Below are 24,935 nucleotides of genomic sequence, written 5' to 3'. Positions count from 1 at the left end.
AAGTGAGGGAGAACATATGCTTAAAGAGTTTAAGAAATTTGCAATGAGAGGAAATGTAGTTGATTTAGCAGTAGGGGTTATTATTGGTGGTGCTTTTGGAAAAATCGTAACATCACTTGTAAATGATGTAATTATGCCACTATTGGGACTTTTATTAGGAGGCATTAATTTTGCAGAGGATAAGTTATTACTAAGGGAAGCCAGTGGAACAACAGAAGCACTTTATCTAAATTATGGACAATTTGTTCAGTCAGTAATTGACTTTTTGATCATATCATTCTCAATATTTCTTTTTATTAAGGCTATAAATTCAGTTAAGAAAAAAGAAGAAAAGCCAAAGCCTGCTGAACCAACTAAGGAAGAAATTTTACTTACTGAAATTAGAGACTTGCTGAGGGAGAGAAAATAATTATTCAAAGGCATAAAAAAATTTTGCACATAATTGAGTATAAATGACAAATTTTGTGGATATCTGCAAGGAAAACAAACAATCCTGTGGATATCTTTAATTTTGTAATATAATCTTAACTTTTTAATATTTTTTAATATGTTATAATTTTCATAAACACTATAAGATTTTTTTGGTAGCCTAATTTTGCAAAATTTACACTTCATAAAACTGAAAGTAGGTGTGTGCATTGAAATATTTTTTAAAGGTTTTTACTATTGCTCTTGCATGTTTCCTATTAGCTGTTGGTGCAGGTGTATATACATACTCTAAAATATATGTACCATCAGAAGAGGAACCAGGTATTACTGATAATGATGAAGATGATGAAAAGAATGATGAGGACTCCATGAAGGAAGAGAAGCCTAAAGACCCTTTACAAGAAGCCATAGCTAAGAGCAAGAGAGTAAACTTCATACTTATGGGGATGGAAGGCGCTAGGTCTGATACTTTGATATTTGCAAGCTATGACCCTAAGGACAAAAAGGTAGATATGATATCTATTCCAAGGGATACCTATTATCACACAAAGGGGTATGATGGTGCTGAACTTAGAAAAATAAATGCAGTATATGGTAGAAGTAAGACTGAAGGAGTCAAAAAAGCAGTAGGAGAAGTTTTAGGACAAGTTCCTGTTCATCATTATATTATGGTAGACTACAAAGGTGTAGCCAAGATTGTAGATTCCATTGGTGGTGTAGAGGTAAATGTACCTTTTCATATGGATTATTATGACCCACATGATAAACCACCTTTACGTATAGATATACCAAAAGGGAAACAGGTTTTAAAAGGAGAGCAAGCAGTCAAGTATTTAAGGTATAGGCACAATACTGACAAGACAGTAGGATATCCTGATGGGGATTTAGGAAGAATAAGAGCACAACAGGAGTTTTTAAAATCAGCAATAAAGAAATCCTTAAGCCTTAAACTTATAAATGTAGTAAATACAGCCTTTGACTATGTTAAAACGGATGTTAAACTAACAGATGCCTTAGGTTATGCCACAGGCCTAATAGGTTTTGATATGGATAATATGTCAATGACCACATTGCCTGGTGCAGAAGAAAAGAGAGCATATGGAAATCAAAGATTATCATATTTTATACATGATCCTGTGAAAATAAGAGACTTGATGATGGATATTTATAATGTGGAAGAAGAGGTAACTGAAGAAAATAAAAATAATGATTAAAAAGAGACCGTTGCGATACTCAGTATGACATATCTCTTTGTAATTCCAAGTGAAATGAGAAATTCTCACTTAATGCACAAAACAAAAGCCTGCTATTGCAGGCTTATTTTTTCACTATAGAAACTAAGTTGATTTTGTTATTTATTACCAAGTAACATTTCGCCAACTATATATATGTCTCCTGCTCCCATAGTAACTATAATATCTCCTTCAGAAGCATTATTTCTAATATAATCACCTATTTCCTCAAAAGTTCCTAAGTATTCAGCATCAACACCATTTTTGACTATCTCATTTGCTAAATCCCTTGAGTGAATAACACCTGTATCCTGCTCTCTAGCAGCATATATATCTGCAATTATAACCTTGTCAGCATCAGAGAATGAGTCAGCGAATTCATTTAATAAAGCTTTAGTCCTTGTATAAGTATGAGGTTGAAATGCACATATTATTTTGCCATTAGACGAGTTCTTAAGTGCAGCTAGGGTGGCTTTTACTTCAGTTGGATGGTGAGCATAATCATCTATAATGGTAGCACCCCTTAGATTACCTTTGTATTCCAGTCTTCTATGAGTTCCTGTATACTTAACTATTGAATCAATGATTGAATCCATTGAAACTCCACAGATGTGAGCAGTGGCTATGGCGGCTAGTGCATTATATACATTATGAATTCCTAGTGCTCCTAGTGTTACTTCATAGGTTTTATCATTATTTACTACTAGTTTAAAGGATGGAAGTCCTCTATCATTAAAGGTAATATCAGTTGCACGATATATAGCATCATCTTTGACTCCAAATGTTATTATATTACATTTAGAGTTTTTAATAGCCTTCATAACATTTTTATCGTCACTGTTTGCAACAATATACCCGTCTTCAGATATTAGCTTAACAAAATCTGAGAAGGTTTGAATAATATGATTTAAATCCTGATAATAGTCTAAATGATCTTCATCTATATTTAATATAACTCCAATTGTTGCATAAAACTTCAGTATATTTCCTTTATATTCGCATGCTTCAGTAAGTAGCACTTCTCCATTTCCTATTCTAACATTACCACCTATCTGGTCTAATTCTCCTCCTAACAGAATAGTAGGGTCTAAATGCGAATCATTAAAAATAACAGACATCATTCCAGTAGTTGTAGTTTTACCATGAGTACCAGTTACAGCAATGGAGTTCTTATATAACCTCATTAACTGACCTAGAAAAGTTCCTCTATCTACAGTAGTTATATTTTTTTCATAAGCTTCTAATAATTCAGGATTATCTTTGCTTATTGCATCAGTATATACCACTAAATCTGCATCACCTATATTGTCTCTGTTATGACCTATGTTTATTACAGCACCCTTACTTTCAAGCTTTTTTAGAATGTTAGAAGACTTCATATCAGAACCAGAAACTCTGTACCCATTTTCTAAAAGTATTTCGGCTAATCCACTCATACTTATTCCACCAATGCCAATAAAATGGACATGAGAAAAGCTATGATTATGTATATTAAAAGAAAACATTATATAACCTCCTGATAAGGAATAACATGATTATTCATATTATTGCCAACAATTGTACTATTATTAATATATTCTAAGGTAATTCTACTTGATACAGTGATGATTATACCACAACAGTATCTTTTTAAGAAGGAAATAATTTATAATATTAAATATTTATAGATTATGTGATATGAGAATTAAAAATGAAGTATAATATTCAAGTTGAGTAGGCATAATGTGGAAATAGGGATATAACTTGATAATCCTTGTCAACAATAAACTTATTATAATACTACTATTCTAGTAATAAATATAACATAATAATAAAAGATAAAAAGCTTTAAAATATAAATATATGAGCATAAACATACAAAAAATAAATATTTTTTGATTATAAAGAAGGAATTACCAAAAAAATAGAGAATATAAAAGTAATGCAAAATTAAAGCTTATAGACCCCGTGGGAAGGTGGTGAATTCATGAAGGTAACAGACGTAAGAGTCAGAAAAGTCAGCAACGAAGGAAAGATGAAGGCTATAGTATCAGTTACATTCGATGATGAATTTGTAGTACACGACATTAAAATAATTGAAGGACAAAATGGATTATTTATCGCTATGCCAAGTAGGAAAATGGCTGATGGAGAGTTTAGAGACATAGCTCATCCAATTAATTCAGAAACTAGAAATGTAATACAAGAAGCAGTTTTTGCTGAGTATGAAAAAGCAATGAATGAGTAAACTAAAGGGTCATATGACCCTTTTTACTTTTTTGTACGTTATTTAAATTAATATATTGTAATACTGTATACAAATTTAGAGTATTATCTTGTTTTTTTATATGTAAAAGAGTATATTATTAATGGTGGCTTTTAAACAAGTTTGCTCTACTAAATGAATTAAAAGACATAAAATAGCTAAATATTATCTATATAATAGTATTGAATAATAGATAGAGAGGTGTGAAAAATGATATTTTCGATTATACTTGCAGCGGGAGAAGGTACTAGAATGAAATCAAAGCTTCCAAAAGTTTTGCATAAGATATGCGGGAGGCCCCTACTAAGCCATGTAATAAATACTGCTAAGTCCTCTGGTATAGACAAAAACATAGTAATAGTAGGCAATAGAAGCGATCTTGTAAGAAAGACTATAGAAGAAGAAGTAACTTTTATAGAACAACCTATGGGTGAAGGAGTACCTTATGGAACTGGATTTGCTGTAATGCAGGCAAGAGATTTTATAGAAGATGATAGTCATGTCATTATTTTATATGGAGATACTCCCCTAATTACTAATGAAACAGTAAATAATATTATAGATTTTCATAAAAAAGGCAATTATGAAGCAACAGTTTTAAGTGCTGACTTTGATGATCCTACAGGCTATGGAAGAATAATAAGAGACAAAAATGGAAATGTAGAGGCAATAGTTGAGCACAAAGATGCAAGTGAGCGGCAAAGAGAGATTAAAGAGATTAATTCAGGTATTTATTGCTTTAATGGAAAAAGTCTAAAAATAGCACTGGATAGATTAGATAACAATAATGCTCAAAACGAATATTACATTACTGATGCCATTAAGATACTTAATGATTTAGGGTTAAAAGTGGGAGGATACAAAATATTAGACAATGAAGAGATTTTTGGAATCAATTCAAGACAACAGCTTGCTGAAGCCGAAAAAATAATGAGAAAAAGAATTAATAGTACTCATATGACTAATGGGGTTACTATAATAAATCCTGAAAATACTTATATAGATGCTGATGTGAGGATAGAAAGAGATACTATAATATATCCTGGTGTCATCATTGAAGGTAAGACCAGAATTGGAGAGGATTCAATAATAGGACATAACTCTAGAATTGTAGATAGTGTTATAGGAAATAGAGTAGAAATTCAGATATCAACAATCATAGAGAGCAAAATAGATGATGATGCTCATATTGGACCATATGCATATTTAAGACCAAATAGTGAAATAGGAAGGAATGTAAAGATAGGTGATTTTGTAGAAGTTAAAAATTCTAAAATAGATGACAATTCAAAGGCTTCTCATCTCTCATATATTGGAGATGCCATTGTAGGAAAAGGTGTTAACATAGGTTGTGGAACTGTATTTGTAAATTATGACGGTAAGAAAAAACACAAAACTATAGTTCAAGATAATGCGTTTATAGGTTGCAATACTAATCTTATATCACCAGTAGAAGTAGAGGAAGGGGCATATATTGCTGCCGGCTCTACTATTACAGAAAGAGTACCAAAGGGAAGTCTTTCTATTGCAAGAGCTAAACAAGTAAACAAAGAAGGCTGGGTTGAAAAGAAAGGCTTAAAAAAATAAAGGAGGACTATAAATGAACATTAGTGGAAGAGACTTGAAGATTTTCACTGGTAATGCAAATAAAGAATTAGCAGAGAAGATTTGCATGGAGCTAGGTGAGACACTTGGGAATAGTGAGGTTGGTGTATTTAGTGATGGAGAAATATCAGTAAATATTGGTGAAACTGTAAGAGGATATGATGTATTTGTAATTCAACCTACATGCCCACCTGTCAATAATAATTTAATGGAACTTTTAATTATGATTGATGCATTAAAAAGAGCTTCTGCAGGAAGAATAAATGCTGTAGTCCCTTACTATGGATATGCAAGGCAGGACAGAAAAGCAAAGGCAAGAGATCCAATTACAGCAAAGCTTGTTGCAGACCTACTTGAAGTATCTGGACCAGATAGAATTATAACTATGGATCTACATGCAGCTCAGATACAGGGCTATTTTGACATACCAGTTGACCATTTGCTTGGCGGGCCAATACTAGCACAGTATTTTAAAAAGAATTTAGCTAGTGATACAGTAATAGTATCACCTGATGTTGGAGGAGTACAAAGAGCAAGGAATTTTGCTAGTATATTAGACTTACCTATTGCTATAATAGAAAAAAGAAGACCAAAAGCAAATGTATCAGAGGTTATGAATGTAATAGGAGATATTGAAGGAAAAGATGCTATAATAGTTGATGATATCATAGATACAGCTGGTTCTATGACTAAGGCTGCAAGTGTATTAAAGGACTTTGGAGCTAAGAGAGTTTTTGCATGCTGTACTCATGCTGTTTTATCAGGACCTGCCATTGAGAGAATACAGAACTCTGTTATAGAAAAACTAGTAGTTACAGATACAATTCCATTAACAGGAGAAAAGAAAATAGATAAGATTGAAGTAGTATCAGTAGCTCCTATTATAGCTGAGGCAATAAGAAGAATATACAAAAATGAGTCTGTTAGTAGAATATTTGATTAGGCTCATGAAGGAGTTGGTTGTTTGTATGCAGTAATAGGACTAGGTAACCCAGGTACGAAATACAAGGGAACTAGACACAATGTAGGATTTGATACAATAGACTGTCTTGCTCAGAGGAATAATACTAAGATAACTAAAATTAAATTCAAGTCACTTTATGGAGAGACTCAAATAGGTAATGAAAAAGTACTTCTTGTAAAGCCTCAGACCTATATGAATAGAAGTGGAGAAAGTGTATTAGAAATAAGCAAGTTCTACAAACTGCCAATAGAAAATATTATTGTTATAGTAGATGATGTAGATATAAAATTTGGGTCACTCAGAATAAGAGCAAAAGGAAGTGCAGGCACTCATAATGGATTAAAATCTATCATATACTTGCTTCAAAGCGAAAATTTCCCAAGGGTCAAGATAGGTGTAGGTAAACCAAATGAGCATCAAGATTTAGCAGATTTTGTTTTAAGTGGTTTTTCAAAGGAACATAGAGTGATTATAGATAATACAGTCGAACAAGCTGCAAAGGCAGTTGAAAAGATTATCACAAGTGGCATAAGTGCCGCAATGAATGAGTTTAATATAAATATTGAGAGCCCAGGTATCTAAAACCTGGGCTACAGGCGTTCTAGCTAAGGAGCTGGTTTTGTGGAATTAAATATGTTTATAGACAGTTTAAAAAATCTGTCTTCATATGATCAATTAATAAATGAAATAAATAAAAAAACTTCACCAATTGCTTTACATGGGTTATCTGAAGAAAATATAGCCCATATTTCTTATGCTTTAAATCAACACTTAAGTAAACAAATTCTTATAATAACCTATGACGAAATAAGAGCAAAAAAGATTTTGGAGGATTTAGTTTTTTTTGGCAAAGAAAATAGTGAATTATTTCCTACGAGGGAAGTAGTTTTTTATGATATTGCTGCCCATAGTCAAGAGGTATCAAATCATAGGGTAAGAGTCCTAGATAGGCTGATTCAAGGTGAAAACATATTAGTAGTATCTTCTATTCAATCCATAATGAATAAGATAATGGCAAAGACTCTAATTAAAGAATATACCATTGATATTGAAATGGGACAGATTATTGATTTAAATAAGTTATCAAAGATTTTCGTCACTCAAGGCTATGAAAGAGTGGATATGGTAGAAGGAGTAGGACAATTTAGTATAAGAGGAGGTATCATTGACCTTTTCCCAGTTAATTCATCAAATCCATTTAGGATTGAGCTGTTTGATGACGAAATAGATTCAATAAGAATATTTGATTTAAAAACTCAGAGATCAATTGAAAATTTAACTAAGATTCATATCCCACCAATTAAAGAGATTCTTATATTAGAGGAAGAGATTAATAATGTTATAAATGGAATTGAAAGCGATTTAAGCACTGCAACTAAGAAACTTCAGAAAAAAGGCGAGTTGGGAATAGTTGAAAATCTAACAGAAAAGTTCAAATCCTATATAGAGAGATTGTCAAATGGATTGAGTATAGGAAACCTTGATTTATTAGTTCCTTACTTAGGGCAAAACTTTTCAAATATTATTGAATACTTCAAGAATGACTCTGTAGTCATAGTAGATGAGCCTCAGAGAATAGAGGAAAGTGTAAAAGGACTTAGGCAGGATTTTATGAATAGATATACTGACCAGTTCGAAAGAGGAGAAGTATTATCTAGGCATCAAGACATTTATCACACCTATGATACTATTTTAGAAAATATATCTAAAAATACTTGTATCACTACAACTAATCTCCTAAAAAATAATCCTAGATTTAGACCTAAGGCCATTATAAATTTCAGTATAAAGGGTATGCAATCTTTTCATAATAAGATTGAAATACTAGTAGAGGAGCTTAAGCATCTTAAGTATAGAGGATATAAGACTATCATACTTTCTGGAACTAAAGAAAGAGGAGTTAGGTTAGTACAGAATCTTTTAGAAAACAATATTGAATGTAACTATGTAGATGATGCTATTAGAGAAATAAAGTCGGGTCAAGTCTTCGTAACTGCCGGAAGCATAAGCAGGGGATTTGAATATTCAAACCTAAAGTTTGCTATTATAAGTGATAAAGAAGTTTTTGGAACCTATAAGAAAGCAAGAGCTACTAAGGCGAGAAAAGATTCCGCTAAGATAGCATCCTTTACAGACTTAAATGTTGGAGATTATGTAGTTCATGAAACTCATGGTATCGGAAAGTATGTTGGAATAGAGCAATTAACAGTACAAGGAGTCAAGAAGGATTATTTATCAGTGAAGTATTCAGGAGAAGACAAACTCTATGTGCCAATTGACCAGATGAATTTAATCCAAAAGTATATCGGCTCAGATACTGTAGAGCCTAAAATAAGTAAGCTTGGTAGCAGCGAGTGGGCAAAGACCAAAACAAAGGTCAAGAAGGCTATAGAAGACATGGCTGCAGATTTGATAAAGCTTTATGCAGCTAGACAAACAGTACAAGGATATAAATTTTCTCCTGATACTCCATGGCAGAAAGAATTTGAAGATGCTTTTCCCTATGAAGAAACTGAAGATCAGTTAAGATGTATAGAAGAAATCAAAAAAGACATGGAAAAAAACAGACCTATGGATAGGCTGTTGTGTGGAGATGTAGGGTATGGGAAGACTGAGGTGGCACTGAGAGCTGCATTTAAGGCAATAATGGATGGTAAACAAGTAGCTATTTTAGTACCTACAACCATATTAGCTCAGCAGCACTATAATACAATAGTTGAGAGATTTAGCCAATTCCCTGTCAAGGCTGAAATGCTAAGTAGATTTAGAACAGCAAATCAGCAAAAGAAAATAATCAATGATTTAAAAAGTGGAAATCTTGATATCGTAGTCGGAACCCATAGGCTATTATCAAAGGATGTTAAATTTAAAGACCTAGGATTACTGATTATTGACGAAGAGCAAAGGTTTGGAGTTAAGCATAAAGAAGCTATTAAGATAATTAAACAGAGCATAGATGTGCTTACATTAACGGCAACTCCTATTCCGAGAACTCTTCATATGTCATTAATAGGTATTAGAGATATGAGTATTATTGAAGAACCTCCGGAAGAGAGATATCCTGTGCAGACATATGTTGTTGAATACAATGAACAGCTAATAAAAGATGCTATCATCAGAGAGCTTAATAGAGAAGGACAGGTTTATTATCTATATAATAGAGTTAATAATATTCAGCAATTTGCTTCAAAAGTAAAAAGCCTAGTACCAGATGCAAGAGTAGCCATTGGACATGGACAGATGAGCGAGAGAGAGTTAGAAAGAGTAATGATGGACTTTCTCAATAGAGAGATAGATGTATTAGTATGTACAACAATTATTGAAACAGGTCTTGACATACCTAATGTAAATACGATAATAATTCATGATGCTGACAAAATGGGCCTTTCTCAATTATATCAATTAAGAGGTAGGGTAGGGCGCTCTAATAGAATAGCCTCGGCTTATTTTACCTATGAAAAGAATAAAGTGCTAACTGAAGTCGCAGAGAAGAGATTGAAGGCAATAAAAGAGTTTACAGAGTTTGGTTCAGGCTTTAAGATAGCTATGAGAGACTTAGAGATAAGGGGAGCAGGTAATCTATTGGGATCAGAGCAGCATGGACAAATGGCTGCTATAGGGTATGATTTATATGTTAAGTTTTTAGATGAAACTATAAAGAAACTAAAAGGGAAACAGGAAGAGGAAGCTGTAGAAACTACTATAGAGATTAATGTAGACGGTTATATACCTAGAAAATATATTGAAAATGAAGAGCAAAAAGTAGAGATTTATAAGAGAATTGCATCTATTATGAATAAACAGGATTATTCAGATGTTCTAGAAGAGGTAATGGATAGATTTGGAGAGATACCAATAGAAGTAACTAACCTACTAAGGATATCTTATATTAAGTCGCTTTGTAGTAAGGCTAAAATTGTATCAGTGTCTCAAAATGGTGATATGATCAAATTAGATTTTAATTCAATAGAAAGCATTACACCTGATCTTATGAATGAACTAGTACTGTCCTTTGGCAGAAGAATGACCTTTGATATATCTAAAACACCAAACTTCAAATATAAGCTTATGGGCAAGTCTCAAGAGAGTATATTAGATGAAATAGAAAAATTAATTGAAAAAATTAGTGGTTTTCATGGGACATTAAATAATATATAATGTATATATATGTTAGGCTTATAGTTAGGAGGGTAAAGATTGCAATTTAAAATAAATAAAAAAGTTATCTTAGCTACAGTAACAATCCTTATATTATCTATGGTGCTGAGTGCTTGTGGTACATCAAGGGAAGATTCAGTTGCAATAGTTAATGGGGAGCCCATATCAAAATCTGAATTTGGAATTAATTTTGATATAAACAAAAAGATGTATGAAAATCAATTAGGCAAGGATATTATGTCAAAGGACATGGGGCAAGGAAGAAATTTTGAAGAAGAGTTAAAACAAGTAGTACTGGATAATCTTATAGTTGAAAAAATAATACTGCAAGATGCAGAGAAACAAAAGATTACAGTAAGTGACAAAGAAGTAGAAGAGGCAATAGATCAATTTATAGCATCAGTAGGTGGACAAGAGAAGCTAAAAGAATTTCTTAAACAAAACAATATGACAGAAGATTTTATGGAAAAGAGAATGAAAATAGAAATGATTGTAAATAAATATAGAAATCATTTCTTTGAATCAATTATTTCAGAAGAAGATATTAAAAAACAGTATGATGAAAATAAGGATGCATATATATCTATTAGAGCTAGTCACATACTAGTGAAAACAGAAGAAGAAGCTAAGGATATATTAAAACAAATTAATGAAGGAAAGAATTTTGATGATTTAACTAGTTTATCAACTGAGCCAGGAGCAGCAGAGCGAAAAGGTGATTTGGGATATTTTACAAGAGGTATGATGGTTTCTGAATTTGAAGAAGCTGCTTTTGAACTAGAACCTGGTGAAATAAGTGATGTTGTTAAGACAGATTTTGGATATCATGTCATAAAGCTTACTGATAGAAAAGAAGCCTATGAAGATGTTAAAGATAGTGTATTAGCTGACTTACAAAGCAAAGAATCTGCTAAGTTTGACGAAAAAGTTAATGAATTAAGAGATAAAGCAAAGATAGAAATTCTTATGAAAACTGAACCAGCAAAGAATGAAGAGCAAAATAGTACTGATGAGAAAACACAAGAAAATAGTGAAGAAAACTAAAAGACTGTCTTATCAGTCTTTTTTTGCGCCTTTTATAAAATTTCCACTTATGCATAAAAAAATCTCAATAGTAAAATAATAAGTAAACAAAGCTATATATTTACTTTTATTATTGAGGAGGGAAAAAAGTGAAAGCTACTGGAATCGTAAGGAGAATAGATGACTTAGGTAGAGTAGTAATACCCAAAGAGATTAGACGAACACTTAGGATAAGAGAAGGCGATCCTTTAGAGATATTCACCGATAGGGAAGGAGAGGTAATACTAAAGAAATATTCTCCTATTGGCGAGCTAAATGAGTTTGCTACTGAATTTGCAGAGTCACTATACGAGAACATAGGTCATACTTCAGTTATTTGTGACAGGGATACTATTGTTGCCATATCTGGAGGCTCAAAAAAGGAATACTTGGATAAAAGAGTAAGCCCTGAGCTAGAGAAAATAATGGAGGGCAGAGAGACTTATATAGCTACAGGTGCAAATAAACCAATCAGATTAGCCTCTGATGAGTTAAATCCAGAAAAGTATCTTAATCAGATTATTGCACCTATAGTAACACAAGGAGATCCAATTGGTGCAGTTGTATTAATAACTAAGGAACCAAATGTAAAGATGGGAGAGATTGAAGTTAAGCTTGCTGAAACAGCTGCAGCATTTTTATCTAAACAAATGGAGCAATAATTTACGTACATAGCCTACCAACAGTGGTAGGCTTAAATATTTTTATTCATTATCCAGCATAGTTCTGATATAATAGTATTTGTGAATCAAGACTGTATGGTTTAGGATTTTAATAAAATACACACTTATGAAAACCTACAATTTGTAAACTTGTTTCGGTTAACGGAGTTGCCACCTATCATTAGCTAAGAATTATAGTGTTAAATCTGAAGGTTGCTTAGTATTCTATTAAAATCCTATTGAAATGTATTAAACTGTAGAATTTCAAGATTGGAGGCAGGTTTTATGGCAAAAAACAATTTTTTGAAGGGGGCTGCAATATTAGGTATAGCAGGTTTAATAGTAAAAGTCTTAGGTGCTTTTTATAGAATTCCCCTTTCAAACATGATAGGCTCAGAAGGAATGGGATATGTTCAAACAGCATACCCACTTTATACATTACTTGTAGCAATATCAACATCTGGCTTTCCTTCTGCTATTGCCAAAATAATAGCAGAGAAAAGAGCACTTCATGACTTTAGAGGAGCTCATAGAGTATTTAGGATATCTTTCGCAGGATTTTTAGCTGCTGGGATAATTACATCAGTATTTGTATTCTTATCTGCAAGATCTATTGTAGATGCCATAGGAAATAGTAATGCTTATTATTCACTAATAGCTATGACACCTGCATTATTTTTTGTGCCCATTATGTCTGCTTTTAGGGGATATTTTCAAGGAAGACAGGTAATGACACCAACTGCAATATCACAACTAATTGAGCAGCTGTTTCGTGTTGCCATAGGCTTGCTTCTAGCATATCAACTAGTAGGTATTGGACTTCCAGAAGCAGCAGGAGGAGCTTCGTTTGGAGCCTCTGCTGGGGCTATTGCAGGTACTATTATTATAGTGATTATATATATTAAGGAAAAAGGTAAAATAACAGAAGAGATCAAAAACAGTAGAAGCAATACAAAACCAGAAACTATAGGTAAAATAGTGAAGGATATTCTGAAGATAGCCATACCTATTACTATTGGTGCATCTATTTTACCAATAATAAATACTATAGATGCGGCTTTAATTATGAGAAGACTCCAAGAAATAGGTTTTACTGAGACACAGGCTAATGCGTTGTATGGTCAGCTTACGGGAAATGCACAAACCCTAATTAACCTTCCACAAGTATTGTCTATGGGTATAGCAGTAAGCTTAGTACCGGCAGTATCTAGTGCATTTGCTAGAAAGGACTATGAGGATATTAAAGCTACTACTAAATCAGGTGTTAGGGTAACTCTTCTTATAGGTTTGCCTTGTGCATTAGGCTTATTTATATTGGCTACACCTATCATTGATCTTTTGTACTATAACTATAGCCTTGCAGAAAAGCAAAGTACTGGAGCTATACTTCAAATACTAGCAATAAGCTTAATATTTTTAACATTGATTCAATCTCTTACATCCATACTTCAAGGGATAGGAAAGATAATGATACCTGTACGTAACTTAGCTATAGGAGCAGGAATAAAAGTTATTTTGACATATATTTTAACAGGTATACCTTCTATAAATGTAAAGGGGGCGGCTATCAGTACAGTTGTAACTTATCTAGTAGCGGCTATACTAAACTATATAGAGGTCAAAAAACATACAAGAGTTAACTTTAGATTTATAGATATAGCTTTAAAACCTATAATATCAACACTTATAATGACTGGTGTGGCGTGGTTTACTTATAGATATACTAATGCCTTAATAGGGAGCAAGATATCAACTATACTATCAATTGGTACAGGTGGAATTGCATATGTGGCTTCACTACTTCTAAGTGGGGCTCTAACTACAGAGGATTTTGAGCTATTGCCCAAGGGAGAAAAGCTAGCCAGGACATTAAAAGATAAAGGACTTTTAAAAAGCTAAAAGTACACATGTATAAAGAAAATAGTATTTGTCAATGATAAGAGTAAATATGGAGGGAAACTATGGGGAAAATCACAATAGTAGGACTAGGACCAGGCGATATAGGCTCTCTTACATTAGGGGCTATAGAGCAGATATGTAGTGGACATAGGGTTTTTTTGAGGACAGAGAATCATCCTACAGTAAAATACCTAGATGAAAAAGGTGTTGATTATACTTCATATGATTATGTATACGAGACTCAACAAAGCTTTGAAAAGGTCTATGAGTTTATAGTGGATGATTTGATAAAAAAATCCGAAGAATTTCATAACATAATTTATTGTGTACCTGGTCATCCATTAGTAGCTGAAAAAACAGTAGCAAGTCTAATAGAACTTGAAAAAAGAGATGCTGTAGAATTAGAGATAATACCAGGATTAAGCTTTATTGAACCCGTAATATTATCAGTAGGCCATGACCCTATAAATGGTCTTAAAATAATAGATGGACTAAACATTCATGAAACAAATGTCGATATAAATGTTGACTGTTTAATAACTCAGGTGTATGATAAAATGAGAGCATCAGAACTTAAGCTTGCTCTTATGGAAGTTTATGGGGATGAACATGAGGTATATGTTGTTAACTCTGCAGGTATTAAACATGAAGAAAAGGTCCTTAAGATTCCTCTATATGAAATAGATAGAATAGATGACATAAGTTTCCTAACAAGTGTCTATGTTCCTAAGGTGAAGAATAAGATCAGATATGACATCTATGATTTGATGAAAATCATGGAAAGGCTAAGAGGAAAGGAAGGATGCCCTTGGGATTCAGAACAGACCCATATTTCCTTGAGAGAATATGTAATTGAAGAAGCTTATGAAGTAGTAGATGCCATCAATAATGATGATATGGATGCTTTAGCTGATGAACTAGGGGATTTATTGCTTCAAGTAGTGTTTCATAGCCAAATTGGCAAGGAGGAAGGTTACTTTAACTTTTGGGATGTGACGACAAATATTTGTAATAAGCTCATACATCGACATCCTCATGTGTTCTTAGATAAAACAGCTAATAATGTATCTGAGGCGCTAATGAGCTGGAATGATATGAAAGCTGAAGAAAAAAATATTGAAAGCTATACTGATAGACTTAAGGACATACCTAAGAGTCTTCCTTCACTTATGAGGAGCTATAAGGTTCAGCAGAGAGCAGCAGATGTAGGATTTGACTGGGATGATGTAAGTGGAGCAATAGAAAAGCTATATGAAGAATTAGAAGAGGTTATGAAAGAAATTAAACGCAATGATAAGGACAGCTTAGAATGTGAACTAGGGGACTTATTATTTGCAGTAGTAAATGTTTGTAGGTTTGTAAATATAAATCCTGAAAATGCTATTAATAGAACGATAGAGAAATTTGTCGAGAGGTTCGAGTTTATAGAAGTAGAAAGTAATAAAAAGGGTCTAGATTTAAAAGAAATGACTTTAGAGGATATGGATTTTATGTGGGATAAGGCAAAAATACATAAAAATAAAAAAAATGATAAAAAATAGTATAGAAAAGAAGGATTTTGCTAAAAAACATAGAATATGCTATACGTAACCATATTAATATTATAAGGGAGGTTATATTGTGAATAAAGCTGAATTAGTAGCTAGCATGGCAGAAAAAAGCAATTTAACAAAGAAAGATGCAGAAAGCGCTTTAAATGCATTCATGAAGAGCGTTGAAGAAGCATTAGCAGGTGGAGAGAAAGTTCAGTTAGTTGGTTTTGGTACTTTCGAAGTTAGAGAAAGAAAAGCTAGAGAAGGTAGAAACCCAAGAAATCCTGAAGAAGTTATAAAAATACCAGCATCTTCAGCTCCAGTGTTTAAAGCAGGAAAAACATTAAAAGAAGCAGTAAATAAATAAGAGAATCAGGTCAAGGACCTGATTTTTTTATGACCTAACCCGATTCTTTCGGGCGCCTTTTCGAAAGAATCGCAGGTAGGTAAAACTAGGTGAATATCAAATTTATTGAGAGTAATCGAGTAAATAAATTTGAGTTGCAGGACTACGAATAAGAGAAAGAGGTGAGCTTATATGAGAATAGATAAATTTTTAAAAAATGCAAGAATAATCAAAAGAAGAACTGTAGCAAAAGAAGCTTGTGAACAAGGAAGAGTCTTCGTAAACGGTAAAGAAGCAAAACCAGGAACTGAGTTAAGCATTGGAGACAAAATTGAGATAAATTTCGGTACTAATACTATGAAAATAGAAGTATTAAAGCTATTAGAACATGTAACTAAAGAAAATGCAGAAGAAATGTATAAGAACATACAATAAAATAGGACTGCAATTTGATACGATACTTCCAAGCAGACAGTCTAATTAAATAAAATTAGATTATCTATTTGGAGGTATTTTTTTATAACTAATAAGGAAGTCCTACTTTGATGTTCTCACATAAGAGGATTTTCAGTTAATGAGTTTCAATAAAAGTTTTCCTAGTTTATTGCACTTCGATGGATACCTTACTATACAGATATAATCTATATATACATAGCATAATCAAACCATAAAAAACATATTTATTAACATAAGCTTATTAAAGGAGGAGATAGCATGACCGAGAAGAAGGCTATGGGTAAGAGCAATAACATAATACTTGAAGATAGAGAAAAACTTGCGATTTCAGGTGTTGAATTTGTAGAAAGCTTTAACGACAATACAATTATTCTTGCTACATCTAAAGGCGGTGTAAGTATAAAGGGTACTTCATTAAATATTAGCAAATTAAATCTAGATGACGGAAATGTAACTATCCAGGGCGTTATAAATAGTATAGTATACACTAACAAAGAAATATCCAGTGGGAAAGGAAATGGACTATTAGGAAAGATGTTTAAGTAATTTAAGTACTAACGAGAGGTGGTAGGGTGGATATTTTTGCTCAAAGTCAAGCCTATGTGTTTTTAGCCACTTTATATGGCGGTATAGTTATGGGGTTTATATATGATTTGTATAGGATTTTTAGATATTATTTAAAACCAAAAAAAGTTGCCACTTTTATTGAAGATTTTATCTTTTGGATTATTATTTCTGTAGTATTCCTTACGGTTATTTTATACACTAACTGGGGGGAAATAAGGGGGTATATTTTTCTAGGATTTTTTACTGGGGCTTTTTTATATTCAAAGTTTCTAAGCAAGATTATAATTACTTTAATAGTATGGGTTGCAAATAGTATTATAAAAGTAATTAAACAAATACTTAAGATTATTTTTTTTCCATTCAAATGGATGGGCTTCAAGCTACAAGTTCCATATAATAAGGTTAAGTCTAAAGTAAACCGTTTAACTAATAAGGTTAGGAGATACTTGAAGTTACCTTTTATATTGCTTAAAGGTTTAAAGAAAAATATCAAGACTATATTCCGCAAAAAATAGGTACTATAACATATTTAGACAAAGGATTTTTTAAAGTTGTGTAGAAAAGATTATACTAAAGCGAAGATAAAAAGGGTGATTTTAATGAAAAAAAGAAAAGTAAAAAAGAGAATTAGAGCTGGACATTTGATTATCTTAGCTCTTGCTGTTTACTTAGGAATCACATTCTTCAATCAACAAAGAGAGATTAAGGCTCTTGAAAAAGAAAAACTCCAAAAACAACAAGAAATTGAAAAGCTCAATAGTGAAATAATGGATATAGAGGAAAAACTAAAGTATACGGATTCTTTAGAATATATTGAGAAAATGGCAAGGGAAGAGTTGAAAATGGTTAAGCCTGATGAAATAATAGTCATAGATACAAATAGAGATAAGTCTAATAAGGGCATAGATAACTGATTTTAACAGATTGACATATTTATTGTTATAATATATACTAAGATAAGTTGATGTATTTAAAATTTCTAAAGGAGGAGTATTTAATTTATGCCCGTTTTAGTAGGTAGTGTAGTTGAAGGCACAGTTTCAGGTATTACGAATTTTGGTGCTTTTATTCAACTTCCAGAAGGAAAGACTGGACTAGTTCATATATCTGAAATATCTCATGATTATGTCAACAATGTTAGTGATTATTTAAAAAAAGATCAAGCTGTTAAAGTAAAGATTCTATCAATTAGTGATGAGGGAAAAATAAGCTTATCAATAAGACAAGCTGAACCTAAAAAATCTAAAACGATGCCAGTTGAGATTGATTGGAATAAGACTGATGATAAGCAAAAATTTATGTCTTTTGAAGATAAAATGGCAAAGTTTTTAAAGGATAGTAGTGAAAAGCAAGAGCAAATAAAGAAAAAGGAATCAAAAAAGGGTTTTGGTTCAAGAAATCGTAGAGCGTAAAATATAACCGGGGGTTCCCCGGTTTGATTATTTTTTGCCCAATTTTCTTTAGACAAAAATCTGCTTTGTTTCTAATAAAAGTACCCTAAAAATAATTAATCTAAATCATGAATGTTAAGCCAAATTGTAGGGCATTACTATGGTTTCAAGAATACTACAGAAAAATACATTAGTTTGGCTAAATTGATTTTGGGAATAGTTCACAAGTTTATTTTGTCGATATTTACAGACGTTAGATTTTAACAGGGGTGTATCCAATTTCAAAAAAACAACCTTAAATTAACATTATATTTTCTTTAAATACTTTAACCAGAAGTATACTCAAAAAAATGATAAAAGTATACTCAATATTGTCAAAAACTTATTAGCTTTATACAACCTAGATTGACAAATATTTTGTAACCCTTCTGCTACAATGGCATAAACAAAAGATTGAGTGGAGGGGTATAAAATGATAAGTAGAATGGAGATATTTCCTACAAGCAAGCAAAGTAGATGGAGTGAAAGAGTTATTGACTTCAAAAATTTTAGGGCAGTCATTAGACGTATTGATACCAGTAATATTGTAATGGGAGTTCTTGCCTTTCTTATAAGCAGATCAACTATTATGGAAGGACTAACGCCCTTTGGAATAGCATTTATATCGGCTTATTTTATTAAATATGGTAGCACGCATACAATCCCATTATTTGCATCCTTAGGAATTTTATCAGTTCACGGACTAGATAGTTATCAGTATATTTCAGTTATATGGTTTATATTCTTCACTTTTAAAATATTAAATCCGAAATTCAAGGAGAATGTAATTAAAACGGCTATATTCTCAGCCTTATCCCTAGTATTACTGAAAAGCCTGTATTTAGTTATTAATGATTATTATATCTATGATTTGATACTAACAGCCTTTGAAGGTATAGTTGTATTTACTCTTACATACATATTAGCTTACAGTATTCCTACCATAGATACCACATTTAACAGGGTGTTTTCAAGTGAAGAGGTTATTTGTGGAGCTATAATGCTTGCTTTAGCTGTATCTGGATTAGACAGTATGAGTATATTTGGGATATCTATAAAAAATGTAATTGGTATAACAATAGTTATGTTTTTTGCATATAATAAGGGGCCTTCAATAGGCGCTGTTGTAGGAATTACTATTGGTGTGATTACGTCGATGTCACAGATTAGCCTCCCATTTGTCATATCAATATATGGATTTTCAGGGCTTTTGTCAGGACTCTTCAAAGAGGTAGGCAAGTTTGGCAGTTGTCTTGGTTTTCTTTTAGGAAATATTATTATGTCTTTTTATATAGATGGCTCTATGGAAACAATGCTTAAAAATAAGGAGATAGCAGTATCAATAGTGGCATTTATACTAGTAACTAAATTGATAAAAGGATTAGGAAGCAAAGTTGTTATTGGAATATCTGATAGGTCACAAATAGAGGAAGCATACTCGAATAGAGTGAAAGATATGACCTATAAAAGGCTTACAGAAATATCTCAGGTTTTCGAGGAGCTCGGACAAACCTTTAGAAGAGTATCAGATAGAAAAAAGATTGTAGAACAAAAAGATATATCAAAGCTCATTGATGATGTAGCTAATGAAGTTTGTAGTAAATGTTCTCTTTGCAGATTTTGCTGGGAAAGTGATTTTTATTCAACCTATCAGTCAATGTTTGAGATTCTAGGTACTATTGAAACTAGAGGAGGCATTTTACCTAGCATGATGCCAGAAATATTCCAAAAAAGATGTACTAAAACTGATGAAATAGCACAGAAAATTAATTATATATTCGATATTTATAGACTTGATTATAAGTGGGAAAATAAAATATTGGAAAGTAGACAGCTTGTATCACAACAGCTAGAAGGAATGTCAAAGGTAATTAAGGATCTGGCAAGTGAGATATATAATGATATAAGGTTCAAAAGAGATGTGGAAAAAGAAATATATGCAGGTCTAAAAAGAAATAAAATAAATGTGGACAAGGTAGTTGTTACAGAAGATAAAGAGGATGGCTTTGAAATATATTTGGAAATAAAGACTAGAAGTGGCGATGATATTATAGATAAGACAACTAAGATTGTGTCTGAAATAGTAGGTATTGAATTAACTAGTAATAAGTATTGCTCCAGTACAAAATGCGAAGATAAGAGAATAAAATTCAAGCTTATAAAAGCAAATCGATACGGAGCAATTACGAAAGTATCAAGGGTTGATAAAGGATTCAACAATGTGTCTGGGGACAATTATACATTTGGGGAAAGAAACAACAACTATTTCGCTGTAATCAGCGACGGCATGGGAGTAGGACATAAGGCAAAGCAAGAAAGTGATATTACCATATCATTACTTGAAAAATTTTTAGAGGCAGGTTTTGATAAAGAGCTGGCATTAAAGACTATTAATTCGGTATTAGTACTAAAATCCGCAGATGAGATGTTAGCCACTATAGACATGTCAATTGCTGATTTATATACTGGAAAGACACAATTTATAAAAATAGGTTCAGCTCCAACCTTTATAAAGAGAAAAAACAAAGTGCAAATAATAAACTCTCATTCACTTCCTGTTGGAATCCTTAGAGATGTTGATATTCAAGTATATGAAGAAGATGTAGAAGACGGAGATTTTATAATTATGATATCTGATGGCATACTAGATGCAAATTATGATGAAGACAATAAGGAAAAATGGCTAGCTAATGTTATTCATGATATAGAAAGTGTAAATCCTCAAACCATTGCCGACAAAATAATGGAGGCTGCATTAGAAGCTTGTGGTGGCACTGCTAATGACGATATGACAGTTCTAGTAACAAAGATATGGAAGAGAAGATAGAACAATAAAAGGCATGTAGGAAAACCTACATGCCTTTTATTGTTATGACTTACCAGTGATTTCCTGAATGCTTTTTTTCAGAGAATCGCTGGTAGGTCAAACTGGGCGAGCACCAAATTTATGGAAGGTAGCGAACAAATAAATTTGTGTAGCGAGATTGCGGCGAATGACTTATCTAGAAAAGTTCTAAAATTTGTGGACGAGCATATCTATATATTAAGTATACGATAAAATCTAGAACTAATAGTGTATATAAATTAGAAAAGTGGCAATAATTACAAAAAAAGCCAAGGAGGATTATTATTGTTATGAAGAAGACTATAGAATTTAGGCAAATAATGCTCATAACCGATGGTGAATCTAATGAAGGCATAGACCCTATAACTGCTGCAAAAGAGGGGCATAATAGAGGGGTTACTATCAGTACTATAGGAATAACAGACAAGACAAATGATGAAAGACCATTATCAGAAATAAAAGATATAGCAGAAGCAGGTGGAGGAGTTTGGGAATTAACTAATATTCAAAATCTTTCAATGGCACTTAGCATGGCAACTGTTAAATCTGTGTATAAAACTATAGAGGAAGCAGTAAGCAAGGAATTGAAGGAGATAATAGGGACTGGCCTTAACGATATACCACCAGAATCCAGAATTAAAGTCACGGATATGATAGACAGGCTTGGAGATGAGATAAATATAAAATGCTGCATAGTCATAGATTCAAGTAGCAGCATGACTAATAAAATGAGTATGGCGAAGAAAAGCATAATAAACCTTTTAAGAGTACTAGAACAAAGAAAAGGAAAGACAGAAATAGCAGTAATAAGTTATCCAGGCAAAAATAAAGATCAATATGACATCCTTTGTAACTTTACTGAAGATGTGTCATTACTTGAGGAGTCTCTTAATAAGATACTCATAGGAGGGAATACTCCTACAGGACCTGCAATAGAAAGTGCTGTACAGCTTTTATGTAATCATCTCGACTATGGATTGAATGCAAAAGAGGAAATAGTTTTTAAGAGTATGAGTGTATAAAACATTAGCCCTTCGGGCTACGTTCAGGATGAGATAGTACTCTGGTTGAACGTAACGAAGGGTCTCATTTTTTTATTAGGTAGTATAGGTCAAGGGGGATTAAAATGCTTCAAATAATGGAGACAGTAATTGGGAAATGGAATAAGAATAAATACACCGTCCTATCTAAGCTTGGAGAAGGGGGAATAGGATCAGTATATAAGGTAAAAGATGCGAAAGGAAATATAAGAGCTCTAAAAATTAGCAAGGATATAAACTCTATAACTAGGGAGTTTGATGTCATGAATAAACTAAAGTCACTTAAAAATACTCCAAATGCATATGAGATAGATGATTATAAAAAAAATGGGGATATATATTATTTTTTTGTTATGGACTATATAGAAGGGTATAATATTAAAAAAATAATAGAACATGGCAAATTAAAATTAAAAGATATAATTGGAATAGGAATAATTTTATTGAATATTCTTGAAAGAATATATAAAATGGGATATGTATATGTTGATATTAAGCCAGATAATATTATGATAGATAAGAAAAAGAAGAAGGTCGGTTTTATTGACTTTGGAGGAGTGATAGAAGTTGGCCAAGGAATCAAGGAATTCACCCCTGCCTATAGCATTTTTTCATGGGGTATAGACGTAAATAATAATTATGAAGCCTATATTATTTTTAGCAATGCTATGATAATTTCCTCTATGCTACTAAGAAGAGAATTTAATCCATTAGTACATAACTTAGAACAGATAATATCAAATATTAATCTTCTAACTCTTGATAGAAGACTAAAAAAGTGCTTAATAAAAGCACTTAGAGGAGAAATTAATAAAATAAGTACTTTTAGAGAAGACCTTAAAAAGCTCCTTAAAGAATGTAATCTACACCTAGAAGTAAATAGGAATACAGCCCATAAAATTAAATACAATATAAAGTCTGAGTTGTTTATAGATGTATTTTTTATATTTAGTATAGGATTTTTTTTAACGATGATTGCTATAGGTATTAATATTTATTTTTTTAGAGGATGACATGAGCGATTATGAATTATTAAAGGACTACAGGTGATGCCATTTATGAGAGAAAAAGTAATTAATGTAATAAAAGAATACGGTTTAATAGAAAAAGATGATAAAATAGTAGTAGGAGTTTCAGGTGGACCTGATTCTATGGCTTTACTTTATATTCTTAAGGATGTAAGGGAAGAGATTAATTTCAGTATTTATGTTGCTCATGTGAATCATGGTATCAGAAAAGAAGAAGCAGATGCTGATGAGGAGTTTGTTAGGAGCGTATGTTTAAAGAATTCTTTTCCTTTTTACTCAATTAAGGTTAATATGGATCAATATGCTGCTGAAAATAAGCTTACATCTGAAGAAGCTGGAAGAGCTATAAGATATGATTTTTTTAATAAGATACTAAATGACCTCGGTGGAGGAAAGATTGCTGTAGCACATAATAAAAACGACCAGGCGGAGACATTATTAATGAGATTTTTTAGGGGAACAGGCTTAGAAGGCTTAAGGGGCATGGAATACAAGAATATGAATATTATAAGACCTCTTTTAGATATTAGTAGAGAGGAAATAGAAGATTTTTGCAGGAATAATAATATATCTGTTAGAATTGATAGGACAAACTTAGAGCCTATATATGGTAGAAATAGAACTAGGTTAGAAGTTATCCCTTACATAATCAAAAATTATAATAAGGGAATCATTGATACTCTAAGCAGGACTGCTAGGCTAATGCAAATGGATAGTGAATTTATATTAGGGATTGCAGATGAAAGATTTAATAATTTAGTTGTAGAGGAGTCTCCAAATAGTATAGTACTATATATAGATAGGCTTAAAAATGAGCACTATTCCATTAGAACGAGAATAATTAGAAAAAGTATTGAAAAAATAAATGGAAGTCTAAAGGGTATAGAGGAAAAGCATATTAATAATATAATTAGTTTAATAGATGAAAACATAACAGGAAAAAGTATAAATATAACTAATAATATTATTATTAAAACTAGTTATGGAAAGATGATAATTCAGAAAGAAAATAAATATAATATAAAGTCCTTCAAATATACCTTTGACATAGGAGATACTATAGATATAAATGAGCTAGGAGCTATTGTTACTTCTAAGATAGTGCCTATATCAGAAGTAGATATTAAGCAAAGTAAAGGGTTTATAAAGTTCTTTGACTATGATAAAATTAAAGGTAGGCTTTGTATAAGAAATAGAAGAGATGGAGATAGATTTGCTCCATTAGGAATGAGAGGGACTAAAAAACTCAAGGATTTTTTTATTGATGAAAAGATACCAAGAGATGAGAGAGACCGTATACCAATTATAGAAGATGGTGAGAAGATTATTTGGGTAGTAGGATATAGAATAAGTGAAGAGTGCAAGATAAGTAGCAATACTTCAAGTGTCTTAGTATTAGAATACCAAAAATATAAATAAAACAATGTAAGATGGT

General features: G+C 32.1%; 22 protein-coding genes. 21 read left to right on the top strand and 1 reads right to left on the bottom strand.

Going from position 1 to position 24,935, the window contains the following annotated elements; all coding sequences use genetic code 11:
- Window positions 1-16: 16 nt before the first annotated feature.
- Both mscL and DW1_RS13300 read left to right on the top strand, forming a co-directional pair.
- Window positions 17-409 (top strand): large-conductance mechanosensitive channel protein MscL, encoded by a 393-nt coding sequence (gene mscL / locus DW1_RS13305; RefSeq protein WP_074351235.1) that lies wholly within the window; start codon window positions 17-19, stop codon window positions 407-409.
- A gap of 229 nt (window positions 410-638) precedes the next feature.
- Window positions 639-1,643 carry an LCP family protein gene (locus DW1_RS13300; protein WP_074351233.1) on the top strand — a complete coding sequence of 335 codons (1,005 nt, stop codon included), beginning with the start codon at window positions 639-641 and terminating at the stop codon, window positions 1,641-1,643.
- A gap of 137 nt (window positions 1,644-1,780) precedes the next feature.
- On the opposite strand, the gene murC is transcribed toward DW1_RS13300, so the two are convergent.
- On the bottom strand, window positions 1,781-3,166 hold the full coding sequence (gene murC, locus DW1_RS13295) for a UDP-N-acetylmuramate--L-alanine ligase (protein WP_074351231.1): 1,386 nt from the start codon (window positions 3,164-3,166) through the stop codon (window positions 1,781-1,783).
- A gap of 461 nt (window positions 3,167-3,627) precedes the next feature.
- On the opposite strand from murC, the gene spoVG reads away from it, so the two are divergent.
- The 19 genes from spoVG (at window position 3,628) to tilS (ending at window position 24,919) form a co-directional block, all read left to right on the top strand.
- Window positions 3,628-3,888: a septation regulator SpoVG gene (spoVG, locus tag DW1_RS13290; protein ID WP_074351229.1), complete on the top strand. Its 261-nt coding sequence runs from the start codon at window positions 3,628-3,630 to the stop codon at window positions 3,886-3,888.
- 228 nt (window positions 3,889-4,116) lie between these two features.
- The gene (gene glmU / locus DW1_RS13285) at window positions 4,117-5,493 is read left to right on the top strand and encodes a bifunctional UDP-N-acetylglucosamine diphosphorylase/glucosamine-1-phosphate N-acetyltransferase GlmU (protein WP_074351227.1); all 1,377 of its coding nucleotides are present in this window, start codon (window positions 4,117-4,119) and stop codon (window positions 5,491-5,493) included.
- Window positions 5,494-5,506: 13 nt separating this feature from the next.
- Window positions 5,507-6,454 carry a ribose-phosphate diphosphokinase gene (locus tag DW1_RS13280; RefSeq protein ID WP_074351225.1) on the top strand — a complete coding sequence of 316 codons (948 nt, stop codon included), beginning with the start codon at window positions 5,507-5,509 and terminating at the stop codon, window positions 6,452-6,454.
- A 21-nt stretch (window positions 6,455-6,475) separates the two neighbouring features.
- A complete protein-coding gene (pth, locus tag DW1_RS13275) occupies window positions 6,476-7,057 on the top strand; it encodes an aminoacyl-tRNA hydrolase (RefSeq protein WP_074351223.1) in 582 nt (193 codons plus the stop codon).
- A gap of 39 nt (window positions 7,058-7,096) precedes the next feature.
- A complete protein-coding gene (gene mfd, locus DW1_RS13270; RefSeq protein WP_347499818.1) occupies window positions 7,097-10,633 on the top strand; it encodes a transcription-repair coupling factor in 3,537 nt (1,178 codons plus the stop codon).
- A 39-nt stretch (window positions 10,634-10,672) separates the two neighbouring features.
- Window positions 10,673-11,677 carry a peptidylprolyl isomerase gene (locus DW1_RS13265; RefSeq protein WP_074351221.1) on the top strand — a complete coding sequence of 335 codons (1,005 nt, stop codon included), beginning with the start codon at window positions 10,673-10,675 and terminating at the stop codon, window positions 11,675-11,677.
- Between the two features lie 128 nt (window positions 11,678-11,805).
- Window positions 11,806-12,357: a stage V sporulation protein T gene (spoVT, locus tag DW1_RS13260; RefSeq protein WP_074351219.1), complete on the top strand. Its 552-nt coding sequence runs from the start codon at window positions 11,806-11,808 to the stop codon at window positions 12,355-12,357.
- Between the two features lie 285 nt (window positions 12,358-12,642).
- Window positions 12,643-14,256 carry a putative polysaccharide biosynthesis protein gene (locus DW1_RS13255; RefSeq protein ID WP_074351217.1) on the top strand — a complete coding sequence of 538 codons (1,614 nt, stop codon included), beginning with the start codon at window positions 12,643-12,645 and terminating at the stop codon, window positions 14,254-14,256.
- Between the two features lie 62 nt (window positions 14,257-14,318).
- Entirely contained in the window at window positions 14,319-15,797 is a 1,479-nt protein-coding gene (gene mazG, locus DW1_RS13250) for a bifunctional methyltransferase/pyrophosphohydrolase YabN (protein ID WP_074351215.1), read from the top strand.
- Between the two features lie 79 nt (window positions 15,798-15,876).
- Window positions 15,877-16,155 (top strand): HU family DNA-binding protein, encoded by a 279-nt coding sequence (locus DW1_RS13245; protein ID WP_074351213.1) that lies wholly within the window; start codon window positions 15,877-15,879, stop codon window positions 16,153-16,155.
- 171 nt (window positions 16,156-16,326) lie between these two features.
- On the top strand, window positions 16,327-16,569 hold the full coding sequence (locus DW1_RS13240) for an RNA-binding S4 domain-containing protein (protein ID WP_074351210.1): 243 nt from the start codon (window positions 16,327-16,329) through the stop codon (window positions 16,567-16,569).
- Window positions 16,570-16,848: 279 nt separating this feature from the next.
- Window positions 16,849-17,136, top strand: coding sequence for a sporulation protein YabP (gene yabP / locus DW1_RS13235; RefSeq protein WP_074351208.1), 288 nt, complete (start codon window positions 16,849-16,851; stop codon window positions 17,134-17,136).
- A 26-nt stretch (window positions 17,137-17,162) separates the two neighbouring features.
- On the top strand, window positions 17,163-17,672 hold the full coding sequence (yabQ, locus tag DW1_RS13230) for a spore cortex biosynthesis protein YabQ (RefSeq protein ID WP_074351206.1): 510 nt from the start codon (window positions 17,163-17,165) through the stop codon (window positions 17,670-17,672).
- Between the two features lie 84 nt (window positions 17,673-17,756).
- The gene (locus DW1_RS13225) at window positions 17,757-18,071 is read left to right on the top strand and encodes an FtsB family cell division protein (RefSeq protein ID WP_074351204.1); all 315 of its coding nucleotides are present in this window, start codon (window positions 17,757-17,759) and stop codon (window positions 18,069-18,071) included.
- A gap of 87 nt (window positions 18,072-18,158) precedes the next feature.
- Entirely contained in the window at window positions 18,159-18,569 is a 411-nt protein-coding gene (locus DW1_RS13220; protein ID WP_074351202.1) for a S1 RNA-binding domain-containing protein, read from the top strand.
- A 451-nt stretch (window positions 18,570-19,020) separates the two neighbouring features.
- The gene (spoIIE, locus tag DW1_RS13215; RefSeq protein WP_074351200.1) at window positions 19,021-21,414 is read left to right on the top strand and encodes a stage II sporulation protein E; all 2,394 of its coding nucleotides are present in this window, start codon (window positions 19,021-19,023) and stop codon (window positions 21,412-21,414) included.
- A 308-nt stretch (window positions 21,415-21,722) separates the two neighbouring features.
- Window positions 21,723-22,454 (top strand): vWA domain-containing protein, encoded by a 732-nt coding sequence (locus tag DW1_RS13210; protein WP_074351198.1) that lies wholly within the window; start codon window positions 21,723-21,725, stop codon window positions 22,452-22,454.
- A 104-nt stretch (window positions 22,455-22,558) separates the two neighbouring features.
- Window positions 22,559-23,485 carry a protein kinase domain-containing protein gene (locus DW1_RS13205; protein WP_074351196.1) on the top strand — a complete coding sequence of 309 codons (927 nt, stop codon included), beginning with the start codon at window positions 22,559-22,561 and terminating at the stop codon, window positions 23,483-23,485.
- Window positions 23,486-23,530: 45 nt separating this feature from the next.
- Window positions 23,531-24,919 carry a tRNA lysidine(34) synthetase TilS gene (tilS, locus tag DW1_RS13200; protein ID WP_074351194.1) on the top strand — a complete coding sequence of 463 codons (1,389 nt, stop codon included), beginning with the start codon at window positions 23,531-23,533 and terminating at the stop codon, window positions 24,917-24,919.
- Window positions 24,920-24,935: the final 16 nt, after the last annotated feature.

Source organism: Proteiniborus sp. DW1 (genome assembly GCF_900095305.1).
GTDB lineage: Bacteria > Bacillota > Clostridia > Tissierellales > Proteiniboraceae > Proteiniborus.
The sequence above is the reverse complement of the archived record's forward strand: the minus strand, read 5'-3'. Positions and strand labels throughout refer to the sequence as shown.

Excerpts from the sequence above, each read along its gene's own strand:
- tilS (WP_074351194.1), top strand. The coding sequence starts at position 23,531 with ATGAGAGAAAAAGTAATTAATGTAATAAAAGAATACGGTTTAATAGAA.
- yabP (WP_074351208.1), top strand. The coding sequence starts at position 16,849 with ATGACCGAGAAGAAGGCTATGGGTAAGAGCAATAACATAATACTTGAA.
- mscL (WP_074351235.1), top strand. The coding sequence starts at position 17 with ATGCTTAAAGAGTTTAAGAAATTTGCAATGAGAGGAAATGTAGTTGAT.
- DW1_RS13220 (WP_074351202.1), top strand. The coding sequence starts at position 18,159 with ATGCCCGTTTTAGTAGGTAGTGTAGTTGAAGGCACAGTTTCAGGTATT.
- DW1_RS13240 (WP_074351210.1), top strand. The coding sequence starts at position 16,327 with ATGAGAATAGATAAATTTTTAAAAAATGCAAGAATAATCAAAAGAAGA.
- glmU (WP_074351227.1), top strand. The coding sequence starts at position 4,117 with ATGATATTTTCGATTATACTTGCAGCGGGAGAAGGTACTAGAATGAAA.
- mazG (WP_074351215.1), top strand. The coding sequence starts at position 14,319 with ATGGGGAAAATCACAATAGTAGGACTAGGACCAGGCGATATAGGCTCT.
- spoVG (WP_074351229.1), top strand. The coding sequence starts at position 3,628 with ATGAAGGTAACAGACGTAAGAGTCAGAAAAGTCAGCAACGAAGGAAAG.
- DW1_RS13210 (WP_074351198.1), top strand. The coding sequence starts at position 21,723 with ATGAAGAAGACTATAGAATTTAGGCAAATAATGCTCATAACCGATGGT.
- DW1_RS13255 (WP_074351217.1), top strand. The coding sequence starts at position 12,643 with ATGGCAAAAAACAATTTTTTGAAGGGGGCTGCAATATTAGGTATAGCA.
- spoIIE (WP_074351200.1), top strand. The coding sequence starts at position 19,021 with ATGATAAGTAGAATGGAGATATTTCCTACAAGCAAGCAAAGTAGATGG.
- DW1_RS13225 (WP_074351204.1), top strand. The coding sequence starts at position 17,757 with ATGAAAAAAAGAAAAGTAAAAAAGAGAATTAGAGCTGGACATTTGATT.
- DW1_RS13280 (WP_074351225.1), top strand. The coding sequence starts at position 5,507 with ATGAACATTAGTGGAAGAGACTTGAAGATTTTCACTGGTAATGCAAAT.
- DW1_RS13205 (WP_074351196.1), top strand. The coding sequence starts at position 22,559 with ATGCTTCAAATAATGGAGACAGTAATTGGGAAATGGAATAAGAATAAA.
- murC (WP_074351231.1), bottom strand. The coding sequence starts at position 3,166 with ATGTTTTCTTTTAATATACATAATCATAGCTTTTCTCATGTCCATTTT.